Source organism: Mycobacterium sp. 1164966.3, from assembly GCF_001665395.1.
GTDB lineage: Bacteria > Actinomycetota > Actinomycetes > Mycobacteriales > Mycobacteriaceae > Mycobacterium.
In genome coordinates, this window is record NZ_LZSG01000035.1 from 52,513 (window position 1) to 68,775 (window position 16,263).

At 65.3% G+C, this 16,263-nt stretch carries 14 protein-coding genes and 1 pseudogene; 11 read left to right on the top strand and 4 right to left on the bottom strand.

The genetic code is table 11. The features are described 5' to 3' along the window. Window position 1 precedes the first annotated feature (1 nt). A complete protein-coding gene (locus tag A9W99_RS12290; RefSeq protein ID WP_156623075.1) occupies window positions 2-1,558 on the bottom strand; it encodes an MFS transporter in 1,557 nt (518 codons plus the stop codon). A gap of 5 nt (window positions 1,559-1,563) precedes the next feature. Next, window positions 1,564-2,334 (bottom strand): LppX_LprAFG lipoprotein, encoded by a 771-nt coding sequence (locus A9W99_RS12295; RefSeq protein WP_067377817.1) that lies wholly within the window; start codon window positions 2,332-2,334, stop codon window positions 1,564-1,566. Window positions 2,335-2,580: 246 nt separating this feature from the next. Between A9W99_RS12295 and A9W99_RS12300 the strand changes: the two genes are divergently transcribed. The 6 genes from A9W99_RS12300 (at window position 2,581) to A9W99_RS12325 (ending at window position 6,837) form a co-directional block, all read left to right on the top strand. Beyond that, window positions 2,581-3,216, top strand: coding sequence for a riboflavin synthase (locus tag A9W99_RS12300; RefSeq protein WP_067377624.1), 636 nt, complete (start codon window positions 2,581-2,583; stop codon window positions 3,214-3,216). 12 nt (window positions 3,217-3,228) lie between these two features. Further along, window positions 3,229-3,762 (top strand): hypothetical protein, encoded by a 534-nt coding sequence (locus tag A9W99_RS12305; protein ID WP_067377626.1) that lies wholly within the window; start codon window positions 3,229-3,231, stop codon window positions 3,760-3,762. Between the two features lie 109 nt (window positions 3,763-3,871). Next, window positions 3,872-5,149, top strand: coding sequence for a bifunctional 3,4-dihydroxy-2-butanone-4-phosphate synthase/GTP cyclohydrolase II (locus A9W99_RS12310; RefSeq protein ID WP_067236073.1), 1,278 nt, complete (start codon window positions 3,872-3,874; stop codon window positions 5,147-5,149). A gap of 94 nt (window positions 5,150-5,243) precedes the next feature. Continuing rightward, window positions 5,244-5,726, top strand: coding sequence for a 6,7-dimethyl-8-ribityllumazine synthase (gene ribH, locus A9W99_RS12315; protein WP_067377629.1), 483 nt, complete (start codon window positions 5,244-5,246; stop codon window positions 5,724-5,726). After that, window positions 5,723-6,187, top strand: coding sequence for a PH domain-containing protein (locus tag A9W99_RS12320; RefSeq protein ID WP_067377631.1), 465 nt, complete (start codon window positions 5,723-5,725; stop codon window positions 6,185-6,187). The genes ribH and A9W99_RS12320 overlap by 4 nt, the downstream gene beginning before the upstream one ends. Then, window positions 6,184-6,837, top strand: a complete 654-nt coding sequence (locus A9W99_RS12325) for a hypothetical protein (protein ID WP_067377633.1) — start codon at window positions 6,184-6,186, stop codon at window positions 6,835-6,837. Before A9W99_RS12320 ends, A9W99_RS12325 begins: the two co-directional genes overlap by 4 nt. Window positions 6,838-6,861: 24 nt before the next feature. Here the strand turns inward: A9W99_RS12325 and zwf are convergent, their stop codons facing one another. After that, window positions 6,862-8,358, bottom strand: coding sequence for a glucose-6-phosphate dehydrogenase (gene zwf / locus A9W99_RS12330; protein WP_067377637.1), 1,497 nt, complete (start codon window positions 8,356-8,358; stop codon window positions 6,862-6,864). Window positions 8,359-8,488: 130 nt separating this feature from the next. Here zwf and uvrC point away from each other — a divergent pair, with 130 nt between their 5' ends. The 5 genes and pseudogenes from uvrC (at window position 8,489) to A9W99_RS12355 (ending at window position 14,886) form a co-directional block, all read left to right on the top strand. After that, complete coding sequence (gene uvrC / locus A9W99_RS12335) at window positions 8,489-10,432, top strand: excinuclease ABC subunit UvrC (RefSeq protein ID WP_067377821.1); 1,944 nt, start codon at window positions 8,489-8,491, stop codon at window positions 10,430-10,432. Continuing rightward, window positions 10,429-11,313 (top strand): RNase adapter RapZ, encoded by an 885-nt coding sequence (gene rapZ / locus A9W99_RS12340; RefSeq protein WP_067377640.1) that lies wholly within the window; start codon window positions 10,429-10,431, stop codon window positions 11,311-11,313. The genes uvrC and rapZ overlap by 4 nt, the downstream gene beginning before the upstream one ends. Beyond that, a pseudogene (yvcK, locus tag A9W99_RS12345) lies at window positions 11,310-12,396 on the top strand (uridine diphosphate-N-acetylglucosamine-binding protein YvcK). The gene rapZ and the pseudogene yvcK overlap by 4 nt, the downstream one beginning before the upstream one ends. Further along, complete coding sequence (whiA, locus tag A9W99_RS12350) at window positions 12,393-13,370, top strand: DNA-binding protein WhiA (RefSeq protein ID WP_067377646.1); 978 nt, start codon at window positions 12,393-12,395, stop codon at window positions 13,368-13,370. Before yvcK ends, whiA begins: the two are co-directional and overlap by 4 nt. Window positions 13,371-13,491: 121 nt before the next feature. After that, window positions 13,492-14,886 carry a wax ester/triacylglycerol synthase family O-acyltransferase gene (locus A9W99_RS12355; protein ID WP_067377649.1) on the top strand — a complete coding sequence of 465 codons (1,395 nt, stop codon included), beginning with the start codon at window positions 13,492-13,494 and terminating at the stop codon, window positions 14,884-14,886. A 104-nt stretch (window positions 14,887-14,990) separates the two neighbouring features. Here the strand turns inward: A9W99_RS12355 and A9W99_RS12360 are convergent, their stop codons facing one another. Then, the gene (locus A9W99_RS12360) at window positions 14,991-16,262 is read right to left on the bottom strand and encodes an alpha/beta hydrolase (RefSeq protein ID WP_253869792.1); all 1,272 of its coding nucleotides are present in this window, start codon (window positions 16,260-16,262) and stop codon (window positions 14,991-14,993) included. Window position 16,263: the final 1 nt, after the last annotated feature.

The following is a 16,263-nucleotide window of genomic DNA, read 5'->3' on the forward strand; positions in this document are numbered from 1 at the left end:
CTTACACCGTGGGGGCCGGGTCTACCACGGGCTCCGGTTCCGCGACGCCCGGTTCTTCGGCGTGCTCTTTGCGACCGCTGATCAGCAGACCCAAGAGCGCACCGACGATACAAATGAGGACCGTGGCCCGGAAGATATCGCCGTACATCTCTCCGAATGCCTGCGTGATCAGTGGCCGCTGCGCGAGCATCCGCGAAATCCCCTTGAGCTCCGGCGGTATCTGGGCCAACTTCTCCGCGAGGATGTGGTTGAACCGGTAAAAGCCCCAGGCGCTCAGCGCGGCGACACCGATCAACATGCCGGTCATCCGGGCCACCACCACCGCCGCGGAGGCGACACCGTGCTGCGCCGCCGGCACCACCCGCAGGGTGGCCGAAGAAAGGGGTCCGATCACCAGGCCCAGGCCGAGACCGGCAACCAGCAGGTCGGAGTGCACCCAGGGCACGTCGAACAACCCGAAAATGCTGTGCTGGCGGTCCAGCAAGTCTTCCCGCCAGTAGTGAATCAGCCAATAGCCACCGGCGGCGATGAGCATCCCGACGAAAGTCACCGCGCGGTCGCCGATTCTGGTGGCGATCCAGCCGCCCAGTACTGCCCCGATCGGTAGCGCAATGAGGAACCACAACAGCAGTCCGGCCGCTTCGGTCTGGCTCTTGCCCAGCACTCCCTGAGCGAACAGTTCGACGTCGACCAGCGTCACCATCAGTGCCGCGCCGGCGGTAACCGACGTGCCCAGAGCGGACAGGAACGGCCGGAAGTGCACGCCGGCGGGGTCGATCAGTCGGGTGCGCGCGTAACGCTCCCAGAGGAAGAACACCACCGCGGCGACGAGGGCGCCGATCACCAACGGCAAACCGTAGCTGGGCAGCACCTGTTTGCCGTCCGGGTTCGGGTTGTACAGCCCGATCACGGCCAGACCCAGTGTGACGGCCAGCAGCAGACCGCCGACCAGGTCGATGCGCTCCGGCTCGGCGCTGCGGTCGTGTGACGGCAAGCTGAACTGGATCATCGCCATGGCGATCAGCGTCAACGGGACGTTGATCCAGAACACGTAGCGCCAGTCGTGGAACAGCCAGACGATGAAGATTCCGTACAGCGGACCGAGCACACTACCGAGCTCCTGGGCGGCGCCGATGCCGCCGAGCACGCCGGCGCGGTTGCGCTGCGACCACAAATCGGCGCCCAGCGCCAACGTGACCGGCAGCAACGCGCCGCTGGCGATACCTTGAATCGTTCGGCCGGCGAGCAGCATGTGGAAGTCGCCGAAGTGACCGGCCAGTGCGGTCACGACCGATCCCACCATGAACGTGGCCAGGCTGACCTGCAGCAGCATCTTGCGGCCGAACCGGTCCGAGGCGCGGCCGAGCAGCGGCATCGCGGCGATGTAGCCCAGCAGGTACAGCGTGACGATCCAGGTGATCCGCTGCAGCTTGTTAATCGGAATACCGACGTCCGTCATGATGTCGCGCATGATGGTGACGACGACATAGGTGTCCAGGGCGCCCAGCAGTACTGCGAGGCTGCCCGCGCTGATTGCGACTCGGCGTCCGGCCCGCATGCTGATCAGCTCGCTGGCTTGGTGACCTGGACCGGCTGGTTCCAGTTCGACAAGGCCATCTGGATCGAATTGCCCGAACCCTTGTCGACCTTCACCTGTGCCAGCTGGTGGTCGCCGGTCTCCTGGATCCACACGGTGGTCGGCGTCGGCTGGGACACATTCAGAGGTGCCAGCTTGTTGAGGACATCCGCGCTGACTTTTCCGCTGATGCGGATGGTGCTCTGTCCGTTGATGGTGTCCCGGCCTTCGGCCTTGGGGTCGGTGAGGTTCGCCAGCACGTTGGCCAGCCCGGTGTCGGGGTTCAGAATCGACGACGGATCGTAATGGATGAGGTCGTCCACTTTCCCCATGTCGTCCCATTTGCCGGGGCTGAGCGCGGTGCTGTACAGCTCGCCGTCCAGGATCACGAAGTCGGCATCAATCTCACTGCTGCCGCCGAGCAGGACTTTGGCGTTGCCTTTCGCGGCGGTGGGTGGGGTTGCGGCCAGATCGCCGGTCAGGGATTTGAGCGGCAGCCCTTGGATCTTGCCGTTGACTGTCAGGTCCAGGTGCGCGGTTTTGACGGTCTTGGTGACATCGGCGGACTGCTTGACCAACGTCTTCGCGTCCGGAAGCGGTGCGCCGCTCTGCTTGGAACCGTGCTGAAGAATGAAGATCACTACCGCAGCCGCAACCACAACGCCAACGATCAGCAGCACGCCCAAGCCCCGCAGTAGCCGCGTCCGGGACTGCCGGACGGCTGCATCCGGTTCCACGGCGGCTGGTGGGGGTTGCATGCCGGGGTCTGCGGGTGCTGTGGGTGGATTGCCCTCGGTAGGCGTCGCCACGGGGTCTAACTCTTCACCATGCGGGTTGCCCGGACCCTGATCTGGATTCGTCATGCGTTCCATCGCCTCGGACAGTGACGCAACTGCGACCACAACCTATAAATCTGCATAGTCTGCCATCGTAGAGGGTGCGCCTGACGTGGCCGGTGAACCACGGGGGTGCCGGAGCGTCGCAACACTCATTAACCTGGTGCGATGTTCACCGGAATTGTCGAGGAACTCGGAGAGGTGACCGGCCGGGAGAGCCTCTCCGATGCCGCGCGGCTGGTGGTCCGGGGTCCGGTCGTGACCGCGGACGCCGGCCACGGAGATTCGATCGCGGTCAACGGCGTCTGCCTCACCGTCGTGGAGGTGCTGCCGGACGGTCAGTTCAGCGCCGACGTGATGGCCGAGACGCTGAAGCGGTCCAACTTGGGTGAACTGGGGGTCGGCAGCCGGGTGAACCTGGAACGCGCCGCGGCCGTCAACAGCCGGCTGGGCGGGCACATCGTGCAGGGGCACGTGGACGGCACCGGCGTGGTGGTGGCCCGCACGCCGTCCGAAAACTGGGAGGTGGTGCGGATCGAGGTGCCGGCTTCGGTGGCTCGCTACATCGTGGAGAAGGGCTCGATCACTGTCGACGGAATTTCGCTGACCGTGTCCGGTCTGGGTTCAGAACCGTGGGACTGGTTCGAAGTCTCGCTGATCCCGACCACCCGTGAGCTGACCACGCTGGGCAGCGCGCCAGTGGGCGCGCAGGTGAACCTCGAAGTCGACGTGATCGCCAAATACGTCGAGCGTTTGCTCAGCGTGAGCAGCGGAAACACTGCGAAAATAGCGGAAGCCCCGTAACAGGAGATCGTCGTGAGCGTCTTCCGATATTCACCACACCGGTTGCTGGCCCTGAATTCGGCGACGTTTCTGATGTCGACGACCCCGCCACCGGTGACCGACGTCTATCTACTGCGGCGTAGCCCCATGTTGAGTGTGTTCTGGGGGCTGCCCTACGCCGGATTGCTGCATCGGGGGTCGCCGCCGATCGCGCGCCTGGAGCTCACCGATCAGACTTTGCGTTGCACCCTCGTCGATAAGAGCGGGCATGCCGGATGGTTGGCGCGGCGACTTCACGTACCGGACCTCAAGAAGCGACTGAAGAGCGGCCAGCCGGTCACAGTCTTCGAATTCCCGCGTGACAGTTACGAGATCAGCTGGCCGGACACCAGCCTGGGCAATCTGTGTGAGATCCGCCAAGGGCCGGCCGAGCCTTGGATCATTTCATTCACACTGCCTGCCGACTACGAAGACTTCGACTTCGTCCGCTACTTCCACGTCTTCAGGGCCTTTCAGACGCGCGGTGTCCGCCAGCGATGGCGTCAGGCGCTGGAGCCGGCGACGTGAACCGTCCCGCTGGATAAACCGTGGCAATACTGCCGGGGGTGCGGTGGTTCATACTGAATGCAACACTTGGGCACTCTGTACCGGCCCTTCCGACAGCAAGGTAGTAGCGATGACGAGGTTGGACTCCGTCGAACGGGCGGTTGCCGACATCGCGGCCGGCAAGGCCGTCGTCGTCATCGATGACGAGGATCGGGAGAACGAGGGCGACCTGATCTTCGCTGCGCAAATGGCGACACCGGAGATGGTGGCCTTCATGGTCCGTTACACCTCGGGCTATCTGTGTGTCCCGCTGGACGGGGCGATCTGCGACCGGCTGGGTCTGTTACCGATGTACGCGGTGAACCAGGACAAGCACGGCACCGCATACACGGTTACCGTCGACGCCAAAAAGGGTGTGGGTACCGGGATTTCGGCCTCCGACCGGGCGACCACGATGCGGTTGCTGGCAGATCCCACTAGCGTCGCCGACGATTTCACCCGTCCCGGCCACGTTGTTCCGTTGCGCGCCAAGGACGGTGGGGTGTTGCGCCGTCCCGGTCACACCGAGGCCGCCGTCGACTTGGCTCGCATGGCGGGGTTGCACCCGGCGGGAGCGATCTGCGAGATCGTCAGCCAGAAGGACGAGGGCTCGATGGCCCAGACCGACGAGCTGCGGGTGTTCGCCGACGAGCACGGTCTGGCGATGATCACCATCGCCGATCTGATCGAGTGGCGGCGCAAACACGAGAAGCACATCGAGCGGATCGCCGAGGCCCGCATCCCGACGCGGCACGGGGAGTTTCGCGCTATCGGCTACAGCAGCATCTACGAGGATGTCGAGCACATCGCGCTGATCCGCGGCGAGATCGCCGGCCCGAACGCCGACGGCGACGACGTGCTGGTCCGGGTGCACTCCGAATGCCTGACCGGCGATGTGTTCGGTTCCCGCCGTTGCGATTGCGGACCACAGCTGGACGCCGCGATGGCGATGGTCGCGCGAGAGGGACGTGGCGTCGTGTTGTACATGCGCGGCCACGAGGGCCGGGGCATCGGCCTGATGCACAAGCTACAGGCATACCAGCTGCAGGATGCCGGCGAAGACACCGTGGAGGCCAACCTCAAGCTCGGATTACCGGCCGATGCAAGGGACTACGGGATCGGCGCTCAGATCCTGGTGGACCTGGGCGTGCGCTCGATGCGGCTGCTGACCAACAACCCGGCGAAGCGAGTCGGCCTGGACGGTTACGGGTTGCACATCATCGAGCGGGTACCGCTGCCGGTGCGGGCCAACGCCGAGAACATCCGGTATTTGATGACCAAACGCGACAAGATGGGTCACGACCTGGTCGGGCTGGACGATTTTCATGAATCTGTCCATCTGCCCGGTGAATTCGGCGGGGCGCTGTGACCGCCGGCGACGATGCAGAGACGTGCGATGAGGTGGGGGCACTCCCCTACCTTGCGGTGGGGACCCCACCCGCTTGCGGGGGAGAGCGGCGCTTGTGAGTGGTGGCGCCGGAGTGCCGGATGTTCCTGTGCTGGACGCTTCAGGTGTGCGGCTGGCCATCGTCGCCAGCACCTGGCACAGCGAAATCTGCGATGCGCTGCTGGCCGGCGCCCGCAAAGTAGCCACTGAGTCGGGCATCGACAATCCCACAGTGGTCCGTGTGCTCGGCGCGATCGAGATTCCGGTCGTCGCACAGGAACTCGCTCGCAACCACGATGCTGTCGTCGCGTTGGGTGTCGTGATTCGTGGCCAGACACCGCATTTCGACTATGTCTGTGATGCGGTGACGCAGGGCCTGACGCGGGTTTCGCTGGACGAGTCGACGCCGGTCGCCAACGGTGTGCTGACTACCAACACCGAACAGCAGGCGCTGGATCGGGCGGGGCTCCCGGACTCGGCTGAGGACAAGGGTGCCCAGGCCACGGCGGCGGCTTTGGCCACCGCGCTGACCTTGCGCGACCTGCGCGCTCGACCGTGACCCCGCCGTCTTCCGCCGACTGGGATGTCGAGCTGCGTTCCCACCTGACGCCGATATTCGCCTGCATCGCAGCGTTCCTGATCGCCGCGGCGCATATCGTCGTGGGTTTGCTGTTGAAGATCAAGTCCAGTGGAGTGATCTTCCAGACCGCGGACCAGGTAGCGATGGCAGCCCTCGGTCTGGTCATCGCCGGTGTGATCCTGCTCTTCACGCGACCGCGGCTGCGGGTTGGCCGCCCCGGGCTGTCAGTGCGTAATCTATTCGGCGACAGGCTGATCGACTGGTCAGAGGTGCTCGGTGTGTCGTTTCCTGCCGGAAGTCGCTGGGCGCGAATAGATTTGCCTGACGACGAATACATTCCGGTGATGGCGATCCAGGCCGTCGACAAGGAGCGTGCCGTGGCGGCCATGGACACCGTGCGGTCGTTGCTCGCCCAATACCGGCCGGACCTGAAACGATGACTGTGCGCGGCACATTGCGGATGGCGGCCGCATTGATCGTCGTGCTGACATTGGGTGGGTGCGCCACGCCGGTGTCCGGTAAGGCGGTTCGGGCTTCCGGTGAACCGCAGCCGCACATGATCGCGGCGCGAGATCTGTTGCTGCAGGACGGGGACACTACTCCGCTCGGGCCGGCGACGGCGGCGCCCGTAGGGACTAATTTCTTCACCAGCACCCGCCCTGAGGAGTGTTCGGCGGCAATGCTTTTCGAGGGTTCGCCGCTTCGTCCGGCCGGGTCCAGGGAGCATGCTGAATCCTCATACAAGTTCGACAGCCAGGCATTGTATGCAGAATCGATCGACGTCTACGACAATGCGTTGAATACCCACGACGTGGTTTGGAATGGTTTCAGCGCCGTGTCGAACTGTCGTGGCGACGCCATCGGCGTGTCACCGTCGGGCGACTTCGGGCCTATGAGACTCAGCTTCTTCGGCACGACCTCCGACGGTGTTCTGGTGTGGACCATGACTCGTCCGGATTGGACCTGTGACTACGGACTGGCCGTGATCCCGCGAGTGGTTCTGGTCATGTCGGTGTGCGATTCCAAGGCGGGATTTCCGATGCCGGACTGGGCGGCGAAAAGAAGGGCGCAGTTGGAGAGCAAGGCCTGAAAGCCGCAGCCGGAACAGGTGCCCTCAGCGTTTCTCGCGCCATTCCCGTTCGAACGGCAACCGCCATGCATTGGGTGCGATCAACTGATGAATTGCGTTGGGTCCCCAGGAGCCGGGCTGGTACATCTTGGCCGGCGGCGGGTCGTTGAGCAGTTGTTCTGAACGCTCCCACAGTGATTCGATGCCCTCGGCTGTGTTGAAGAGGGTGTGATCGCCACGCATCGCATCGAGGATCAGCCGTTCGTAGGCCTCGAGCACGTCGACGACGGTGTCGACCTCTTGCGTGGAGAACTGCATCGACAACTTGTCGAGCTTCATACCGGGGCCGGGCCGCTTGCCGTAGAAGGACAGCGACACCTTCGAGTTGTCAGCGAGATCGAACGTGAGGTGGTCAGGGCCTTGGGTGCCGACCCCAGACCCGGGCGGGAACATGGTTCGAGGAGCTTCCTTGAAAGCGATCGAGATGACGCGGATGCCCTCGGCCATCTTCTTGCCGGTGCGCAGATAGATCGGCACACCCGCCCAACGCCAGTTGTCGATGCCGATCTTGAGCGCGATGAACGTCTCCGTGTCGGAATCCTTTGCCACGCCTTTCTCTTGGCGGTAACCGGCGTACTGGCCCCGCACCACGTTCGCGGTCTTGACCGGCAGCATCGACCGGAACACCTTGTTCTTCTCTTCGCTGATCGCACGCGGCTCAAGGGCCGTCGGTGGCTCCATCACCACGAACGCCATCACCTGGAACAGGTGCGTCACCACCATGTCTTTGTAGGCGCCTGTGCTTTCGTAGAAGTCGGCTCGCTGATCGAGACCGAGCTCCTCGGGAATGTCGATTTGGATGTGGTCGATGAAGTTGCGGTTCCAGATCGGCTCGAACAGGCCGTTGGCGAAGCGGAACGCCAAGATGTTCTGGGCTGCCTCCTTGCCCAGGAAGTGGTCGATACGGAAAATCTGGGATTCCTCGAACGTCTCGTGCAGGAAGTCATTCAGCGACACGGCGCTGGCGAGGTCGGTGCCGAACGGCTTCTCCATCACTACCCGGGAGCGCTCCACGAGTTTGGCGTCGCGCAGCATGGTGATGACGTCGCGCGCAGCCTTGGGTGGAACCGACAGGTAGTGCAGTCGCAGAGCTTCGCCCTCCAATTTGTCTTCGGCTTGAGCGACGGCTTCGGCGAGTGCTTCGGGTCCGGCGCTCTGCGGGACGTAGGTGACAATTCGTGCGAAGTTGTCCCACTGGTCCGGCGTGAGCTTGTGCGTGCCGAACGAGTCGATGGCTTTTTTGGCGATCTCGCGGAACTGGTCGTCGTCGAAGTCTTCGAGCGACGTCGCGACGATCTGGATGTCGGGCGCCAGCTCGGACTGGTCCAGATACGCCAGACCGGGCAGCAGCTTGCGTTTAGCCAGGTCTCCCGTCGCGCCGAAGAGCACGATGACGTGGGGGTCCAGGGGTGCGGCGTCGTGGCGACGCGGACGCGCCCCTGGTGCCGGATAAGAGATCGTCTGCGGTTTCTTGTTGGCCACTCTGGCGATACTTCCACTTTTGATGCCGCGAACAGACGCAAAAGCACCTAATTCAGGCTCGAATGAGGTGCTTTTGCGTCTGCTCGGCACCCATGCCGCCACCCCTCAAGCGCCCGATAGCCTGGGATACGTGCCAGATCCCGCGACATATCGCCCCCCGGCCGGGTCCATCCCGGTCGAGCCGGGCGTATACCGATTCCGGGACCCGCACGGCCGAGTCATCTACGTCGGCAAGGCCAAGAGCCTGCGCAGCCGGCTGACGTCGTACTTCGCTGACGTTGCCGGCCTGCACCCGCGGACCCGCCAGATGGTGACCACCGCCGCCAAGGTCGAGTGGACGGTGGTCAACACCGAAGTCGAGGCGCTGCAGCTGGAATACAACTGGATCAAGGAGTTCGATCCACGCTTCAACGTCCGCTACCGGGACGACAAGTCCTATCCGGCGCTGGCCGTCACCCTCAACGAGGAGTTTCCGCGGCTGATGGTCTACCGGGGCCCGCGGCGCAAGGGCGTGCGCTACTTCGGGCCGTACTCACATGCCTGGGCGATCCGGGAAACCCTGGATCTGCTCACCCGGGTGTTTCCGGCGCGGACCTGCTCGGCCGGAGTGTTCAAGCGGCACAAGCAAATCGACCGGCCATGCCTGCTCGGCTACATCGACAAATGCTCGGCGCCGTGTATCGGGCGGGTCAGCGCCGAGCAGCATCGCCAAATTGTCATGGATTTCTGCGATTTCCTGTCCGGGAAGACCGACCGGTTCGCCCGGGACCTCGAACAGCAGATGAACGCGGCGGCCGAAAAACTCGATTTCGAACGGGCGGCGCGGCTTCGCGACGACTTGTCCGCGCTGAAGCGGGCCATGGAGAAGCAGGCCGTGGTGCTCGGCGACGGCACCGACGCCGACGTGGTCGCCTTCGCCGACGACGAACTGGAAGCGGCGGTGCAGGTGTTCCATGTCCGCGGTGGCAGGGTTCGTGGCCAGCGCGGCTGGATCGTCGAAAAGCCGGGAGACCCTGGTGAATCCGGTGAAGAACAACTCGTCGAGCAATTCCTGACCCAGTTCTACGGGGAGCAGGCCGAGCTCGATGGTGCGGCCGACGAATCCGCCAACCCGGTCCCGCGCGAGGTCCTGGTGCCGTGCCTGCCGTCCAACTCCGAGGAGCTCGCTGCTTGGCTGTCCGGGCTGCGCGGCGGACGGGTGGTTCTTAGAGTGCCGCGCCGTGGCGACAAGCGTGCATTGGCCGAAACCGTGCAGCGCAACGCGAAAGACGCTCTGCAGCAACACAAGCTGAAGCGGGCCGGCGACTTCAACGCGAGATCCGCTGCGTTGCAGAACATTCAGGAAGCGCTGGGGTTGGCTGACGCGCCGCTGCGGATTGAGTGTGTCGACGTCAGCCACGTTCAGGGCACCGACGTGGTGGGCTCACTGGTGGTTTTCGAAGACGGGCTGCCGCGCAAATCGGACTACCGCCACTTCGGCATCCGGGACGCCGCGGGGCAGGGGCGCTCCGACGACGTCGCGTCCATCGCCGAGGTGACCCGACGCCGGTTCTGGCGCCACCTGCAGGACCAGAGCGATCCGAATCTGCTTTCCCCGGAAGGCAAATCACGCCGCTTCGCCTATCCGCCCAACCTGTTCGTCGTCGACGGCGGAGCCCCTCAAGTCAATGCGGCGAGTGCGGTGCTCGACGAGCTCGGCATCACCGATGTCGCGGTTATAGGTTTGGCGAAGCGACTCGAAGAGGTGTGGGTGCCGTCGGAACCGGATCCGATCATCATGCCGCGCAACAGCGAGGGGCTGTATCTGTTGCAGCGGATCCGCGACGAGGCACACCGATTCGCGATCAACTACCATCGCAGCAAGCGTTCCAAGCGAATGACGGCATCGGTGCTGGACTCGGTGCCCGGATTGGGAGAGCATCGTCGCAAAGCGCTGGTCACCCACTTCGGATCCATAGCCCGCCTCAAGGAGGCCACCGTCGACCAGATCACCGCCGTTCCGGGTATCGGCGTGGCCACTGCCACCGCCGTGCTCGAGGCGCTGCGGCCCGAACCTTCCGGAGCGCCGGAATGACTGTGGAGGACTCGCCGGCTGATATCGACGTAGTGCTGGTGACCGGGTTGTCCGGGGCCGGGCGCGGCACCGCGGCCAAAGTGCTCGAGGACCTCGGGTGGTATGTGGCCGACAACCTACCGCCCCAGCTGATCACCCGGATGGTCGATTTCGGGCTGGCGGCCGGATCGCGGATCACCCAGCTGGCGGTGGTCATGGATGTGCGGTCGCGCGGATTCACCGGCGACCTGGATTCGGTACGCACCGAACTGGCTACCCGCCACATCACCCCCCGCGTCGTGTTCCTGGAGGCATCAGACGACATGCTGGTCCGCCGCTACGAACAGAATCGCCGCAGTCATCCGTTGCAGGGCCAGCAGACCCTGGCCGAGGGAATTGCCGCCGAACGCAGGATGCTGGCCCAGGTCCGCGCCACCGCAGACCTGATCATCGACACGTCGACACTGTCGGTGCGCGGTTTACGGGAGAGCATCGAGCGCGCCTTCGGCGGCGACGCCGGAGCGACCACCAGCGTCACCGTCGAGTCTTTCGGCTTCAAGTACGGCCTGCCGATGGACGCCGACATGGTGATGGATGTACGGTTTCTGCCGAATCCGCACTGGGTCGACGAGTTGCGGCCGCTCACCGGCCAACATCCCGCGGTGCGCGAATACGTGTTAGGCCAACCCGGCGCGGGCGACTTTCTCGACGCCTACCATCAATTGCTGTCGTTGGTGGTCGAGGGCTACCGCCGAGAGGGGAAGCGCTACATGACGGTCGCCATCGGCTGCACCGGCGGGAAGCACCGCAGCGTCGCGATCGCCGAGGCATTGATGGGACTGCTGCGGTCCGATCCGCAACTGTCGGTGCGGGTACTGCACCGGGATCTGGGTCGCGAATGACCTCACCCGTCAGCCCCGCGAACCAAAGCATCGTTGCCCTCGGTGGGGGACACGGCCTGTACGCAACATTGTCGGCCGCCCGCCGGCTGACGCCCTACGTCACCGCCGTCGTGACGGTCGCGGACGACGGGGGCTCCTCGGGTCGGCTGCGCAGCGAACTAGAGGTGGTGCCACCCGGAGATCTGCGAATGGCGTTGGCGGCGTTGGCATCCGACAGTCCGTACGGACGACTGTGGGCCACCATCCTGCAACACCGGTTCGGCGGTAGCGGTGCCCTGGCCGGACATCCGATCGGCAACCTGCTCCTGGCCGGGCTCAACGAGATGCTTGCCGACCCGGTCGCCGCCCTCGACGAGCTCGGCCGCATCCTCGGCGTCAAGGGCAGGGTGCTGCCGATGTGCCCGATCGCGCTGCAGATCGAAGCCGACGTGTCGGGCCTGGAGGCCGATCCGCGAATGTTCCGGGTGATCCGTGGCCAGGTGGCGATCGCCACCACTCCGGGGAAGGTCCGGCGGGTCCGGTTGCTACCCGCCGACCCGCCGGCGACCCGGCAGGCCATCGACGCCATCATGGCCGCCGACTTAGTGGTGCTGGGCCCCGGCTCGTGGTTCACCAGCGTGATCCCGCACGTGCTGGTGCCCGGTTTGGCCGCGGCCCTGCGCGCCACCACGGCACGACGGGCGCTGGTGCTCAACCTGGTGGCCGAACCGGGGGAGACGGCCGGCTTCTCGGTGGAGCGGCACCTGCACGTGCTGGCCCAGCATGCACCGCCCGGGTTCACCGTGCACGACATCATCATCGACGCCGAACGAGTACCAAGTGAGCGAGAACGGGATCAGCTGCGCCGCACCGCAACACTGCTGCAAGCCGAGGTCCACTTCGTAGACGTGGCCAGACCTGGTACACCTTTACATGACCCGGGCAAGCTGGCGGCGGCTTTGGATGGCGTACGCGTGGGCGATGGCCCGGCGGCGCCTGCGGTGACGGCCACCGAAGAGATCGCGATCGACGGTGAACGTTCACAGAGTGGCGTGCATGGGTCGGGTCGACAACGGACCAAGGGGTGACGACGCGTGGCGATGACGACCGAAGTCAAGGAAGAGCTCAGCCGGCTGATAGTGAAATCTGTCAGTGCACGGCGGGCAGAGGTCACGTCGCTGCTGAGGTTCGCCGGCGGATTGCACATCGTGGGCGGTCGGGTGGTCGTGGAGGCCGAGGTCGACCTGGGCGGGATCGCGCGCCGGCTGCGTAAGGACATCTTCGACTTGTACGGGTACAACGCCGTCGTGCATGTGTTGTCGGCCAGCGGGATTCGCAAGAGCACCCGTTACGTGCTGCGGGTCGCCAACGACGGCGAGGCGCTGGCCCGTCAGACCGGGCTGCTCGATCTGCGTGGGCGCCCGGTGCGCGGCCTGCCCGCCCAGGTTGTCGGCGGCAGCGTCGGCGACGCCGAGGCGGCATGGCGGGGAGCCTTTCTGGCGCACGGCTCGCTGACCGAGCCGGGACGTTCGTCGGCGCTGGAGGTCAGCTGTCCCGGTCCCGAGGCCGCGCTTGCTCTGGTGGGCGCGGCGCGCCGGCTGGGAGTCAGCGCCAAGGCCCGCGAGGTGCGTGGCGCCGACCGGGTGGTGATACGCGACGGCGAAGCAATCGGCACATTGCTGACCCGGATGGGTGCCCAGGACACCCGGGTGATCTGGGAAGAGCGCCGGTTGCGTCGCGAGGTGCGTGCGACGGCTAATCGGCTCGCCAATTTCGACGACGCCAATCTGCGCCGCTCGGCCCGGGCTGCGGTGGCGGCGGCCGCCAGAGTGGAGCGGGCGCTGGAGATCCTCGGCGACACCGTGCCTGATCACCTGGCCTCGGCCGGCAAACTGCGCGTGGAGCACCGGCAGGCGTCCCTGGAGGAGCTGGGCCGGCTCGCCGACCCGCCGATGACGAAAGACGCTGTCGCAGGCCGTATTCGACGGCTGCTGTCGATGGCCGATCGCAAGGCGAAGGTCGACGGCATCCCCGACACCGAGTCGGCGGTGACGCCCGACCTGCTCGAGGACGCCTAACGGCTTGACTCGCCGAACGTGTGTCCATAACCCACACGTTCGATGAGCTCACACGGCCGCCCGCTGTGAGATTGTCGGCGATAGCTGGGCGCGGCGGGCAGGCGAGGGCTACGGTCATCGCATGAAGCGGCTTTCGAGTGTCGATGCGGCGTTTTGGTCAGCGGAAACTGCGGGCTGGCATATGCATGTGGGTGCGCTGGCGATCTGCGATATCCAGCACGCTCCTGACTACAGCTTTCAGCGGCTCCGCGAAATGCTCATCGAGCGGTTGCCGGAGCTGCCGCAGTTACGGTGGCGGGTGACCGGCGCCCCCCTCGGATTGGACCGGCCGTGGTTCGTGGAGGACCAGGACCTCGACATCGACTTCCATCTGCGCCGCATCGGGGTGCCGGCTCCAGGCGGCCGCCGCGAGGTCGAGGAGTTGGTGGGCCGGCTGATGTCCTACAAGCTGGACCGCTCCCGACCGCTGTGGGAACTGTGGGTCATCGAAGGTGTCGAGGGCGGCCGAATCGCGACCCTCACCAAAATGCATCACGCCATCGTGGACGGCGTTTCCGGCGCCGGACTGGGCGAAATCCTGTTGGACGTCACACCGGAACCCCGCCCGCCGCAAAAGGAAACGGTGGGATCACTGGTCGGGTTCCAGCTGCCGGGCCTCGAACGCCGGGCGGTAGGGGCACTCATCAACGTGGCGGTCAAGACGCCGTTCCGCATCACCCGGCTACTCGAGCAGACCGTGCGTCAGCAGATTGCCGCGCTGGGCGTCAGCAGCAGGCCGCCGCGCTATTTCGAGGCGCCGAAGACCCGGTTCAACGCAGCGGTATCGCCGCACCGGCGGATCAGCGGTACCCGCGTCGAGCTGGTCCGGGCCAAGGCTGTCAAGGACGCGTTCGGTGTGAAGCTCAACGACGTGGTGCTCGCGATGGTGGCCGGTGCCGCGCGCGAGTACTTGCAGAAGCGTAACGAGCTGCCGCCCAAGCCGCTGATCGCGCAGATCCCGGTGTCGACCCGCACCGATGCGACCGCCAGCGACGTCGGCAACCAGATCAGCTCGATGACCGCATCACTGGCCACCGACGTCGAGGATGCGGGGAAGCGGCTCAAGGCCATCCACGAAAGTACCCGTAGCGCAAAGGAAATGGCCAAGGCGCTGTCGGCGCATCAGATCATGGGGCTCACCGAGACCACGCCGCCCGGGCTGCTGCAGCTAGCTGCGCGCGCCTACACGGCCACCGGGTTGTCACACAACCTGGCGCCTATCAACTTGGTGGTCTCCAATGTCCCGGGACCGCCCTTCCCCCTGTACATGGCCGGCGCCAAGCTGGATTCTTTGGTGCCCCTCGGGCCGCCGGTGATGGACGTCGCGCTGAACATCACCTGCTTCTCCTACCAGGAATACTTGGACTTCGGCTTCGTCACCACGCCCGAAGTGGCCAACGACATCGATGAGCTGGCAGACGCCATCGAGCCGGCGCTGGCCGAACTCGAACGCGCCGCCGAAGAGCTTGCGCAATAGTCACCGGCGTCGACGCCGAGATCGACGCTGGCGCGACATCGACTCGAACTTTTCCCCGCTACCGTCGATCTCGGTGCAACGCACGGAGACCACGGAAACCTCTGTCAGACACGCCCAATCGACGGAGGTGGATTCGTCACGTACACCCAGGACAAAAACCGGGCGACGGCATCGGCGGCCTGGTGTGCCCGCGGGGAACCGAAGATGTCGAACGCGTGCTGGGCGTAGGGCAGCTCGGCGTAGGCGACGGGGGACTTGGACACCTCACGCAGCTCTTGCACGAATTCCCGCGCCTCGGCGACGGGGATAAGCGAGTCGTCGGTTCCGTGCAGTACGAAGAACGGCGGCGCATCCGCGTGTACGTACCGGAGTGGCGAGGCGTCGAGGTAGATGTCGCGGTGGGTGCTGAATTTCTGCTTGACCACTAGCTTTTCGAGTACGTCGACGAATTGCGCACGGCCGGGCGCCTCGGTGGTGTACCACTCGTAGCGACCGTAGAACGGGACGGCTGCCACCACCGACGTGTCGGCCTCCTCGAAGCCCGGCTGGAACTTCGGGTCGTTGGGGGTCAGTGCCGCCAAGGCAGACAGGTGCCCGCCGGCCGAACCACCGCTGATCGCAACGAATTCCGGGTCCCCGCCGTAGGCGGCGATGTTCTCCTTGACCCATGCCAGCGCGCGTTTGACGTCGACGATGTGGTCGGGCCAGGTGTGCAGCGGCGCGACCCGGTAGTTCATCGACACACACACCCAACCGCGCGAAACAAGGTGGCTCATCAGTGGATACGCCTGGGGACGACGCCAACCGATCATCCATGCCCCACCGGGTACCTGCAGCAGCACCGGGGCCTTGCCGTCACGCGGCAGGTCGCGGCGACGCCAGATGTCGGCCAGATTGGCATGACCGTGCGGACCGTAGGACACGACGTTCTGCTTGTCGACGAAGCGCCGCCGGGCCACCGTGGTGCGCATCGGCAGATTACGCCGGCCGCTGCGGGTTGGCTCTGCCGGCAGCGCCTTGAGTTCCTGTTCGTAGTCGGCGCCGAGTTGATCGGTCAGCCCCGCTTCCAGTACCGGGCCGGCAGTGGTGGCGCCGCGATAGCGGATCACCCCGAGGATGCCCCAGGATGCGACGGTAAGGGCAAGCGCTGCTTTGCCTTTCGGGCCGGCGAAATCGCCTCGACGCCCCCGGCGAACCGCGTCCAGCGCGGACGCGGCGCCGTAGATGCCGGGCACCTCCGAAGCCGGCCAACCGAACCAGAACACCAGCACCGAGGCGTATGGGTTACGGCTGAGCGGACGTAAACCGTTGGCGGCGTTGATCAACTCGAGGGCGGCGCGGGTCAAAGGCCTTGGCTTCCGCAGCGTCCGGAGCAAC

Bases quoted from the DNA above. Each gene is read 5' to 3' on its own strand.
- A9W99_RS12290 (WP_156623075.1), bottom strand. From the start codon at position 1,558: ATGCGGGCCGGACGCCGAGTCGCAATCAGCGCGGGCAGCCTCGCAGTA.
- A9W99_RS12295 (WP_067377817.1), bottom strand. From the start codon at position 2,334: ATGCAACCCCCACCAGCCGCCGTGGAACCGGATGCAGCCGTCCGGCAG.
- A9W99_RS12300 (WP_067377624.1), top strand. From the start codon at position 2,581: ATGTTCACCGGAATTGTCGAGGAACTCGGAGAGGTGACCGGCCGGGAG.
- A9W99_RS12310 (WP_067236073.1), top strand. From the start codon at position 3,872: ATGACGAGGTTGGACTCCGTCGAACGGGCGGTTGCCGACATCGCGGCC.
- A9W99_RS12325 (WP_067377633.1), top strand. From the start codon at position 6,184: ATGACTGTGCGCGGCACATTGCGGATGGCGGCCGCATTGATCGTCGTG.
- rapZ (WP_067377640.1), top strand. From the start codon at position 10,429: ATGACTGTGGAGGACTCGCCGGCTGATATCGACGTAGTGCTGGTGACC.
- whiA (WP_067377646.1), top strand. From the start codon at position 12,393: ATGACGACCGAAGTCAAGGAAGAGCTCAGCCGGCTGATAGTGAAATCT.
- A9W99_RS12355 (WP_067377649.1), top strand. From the start codon at position 13,492: ATGAAGCGGCTTTCGAGTGTCGATGCGGCGTTTTGGTCAGCGGAAACT.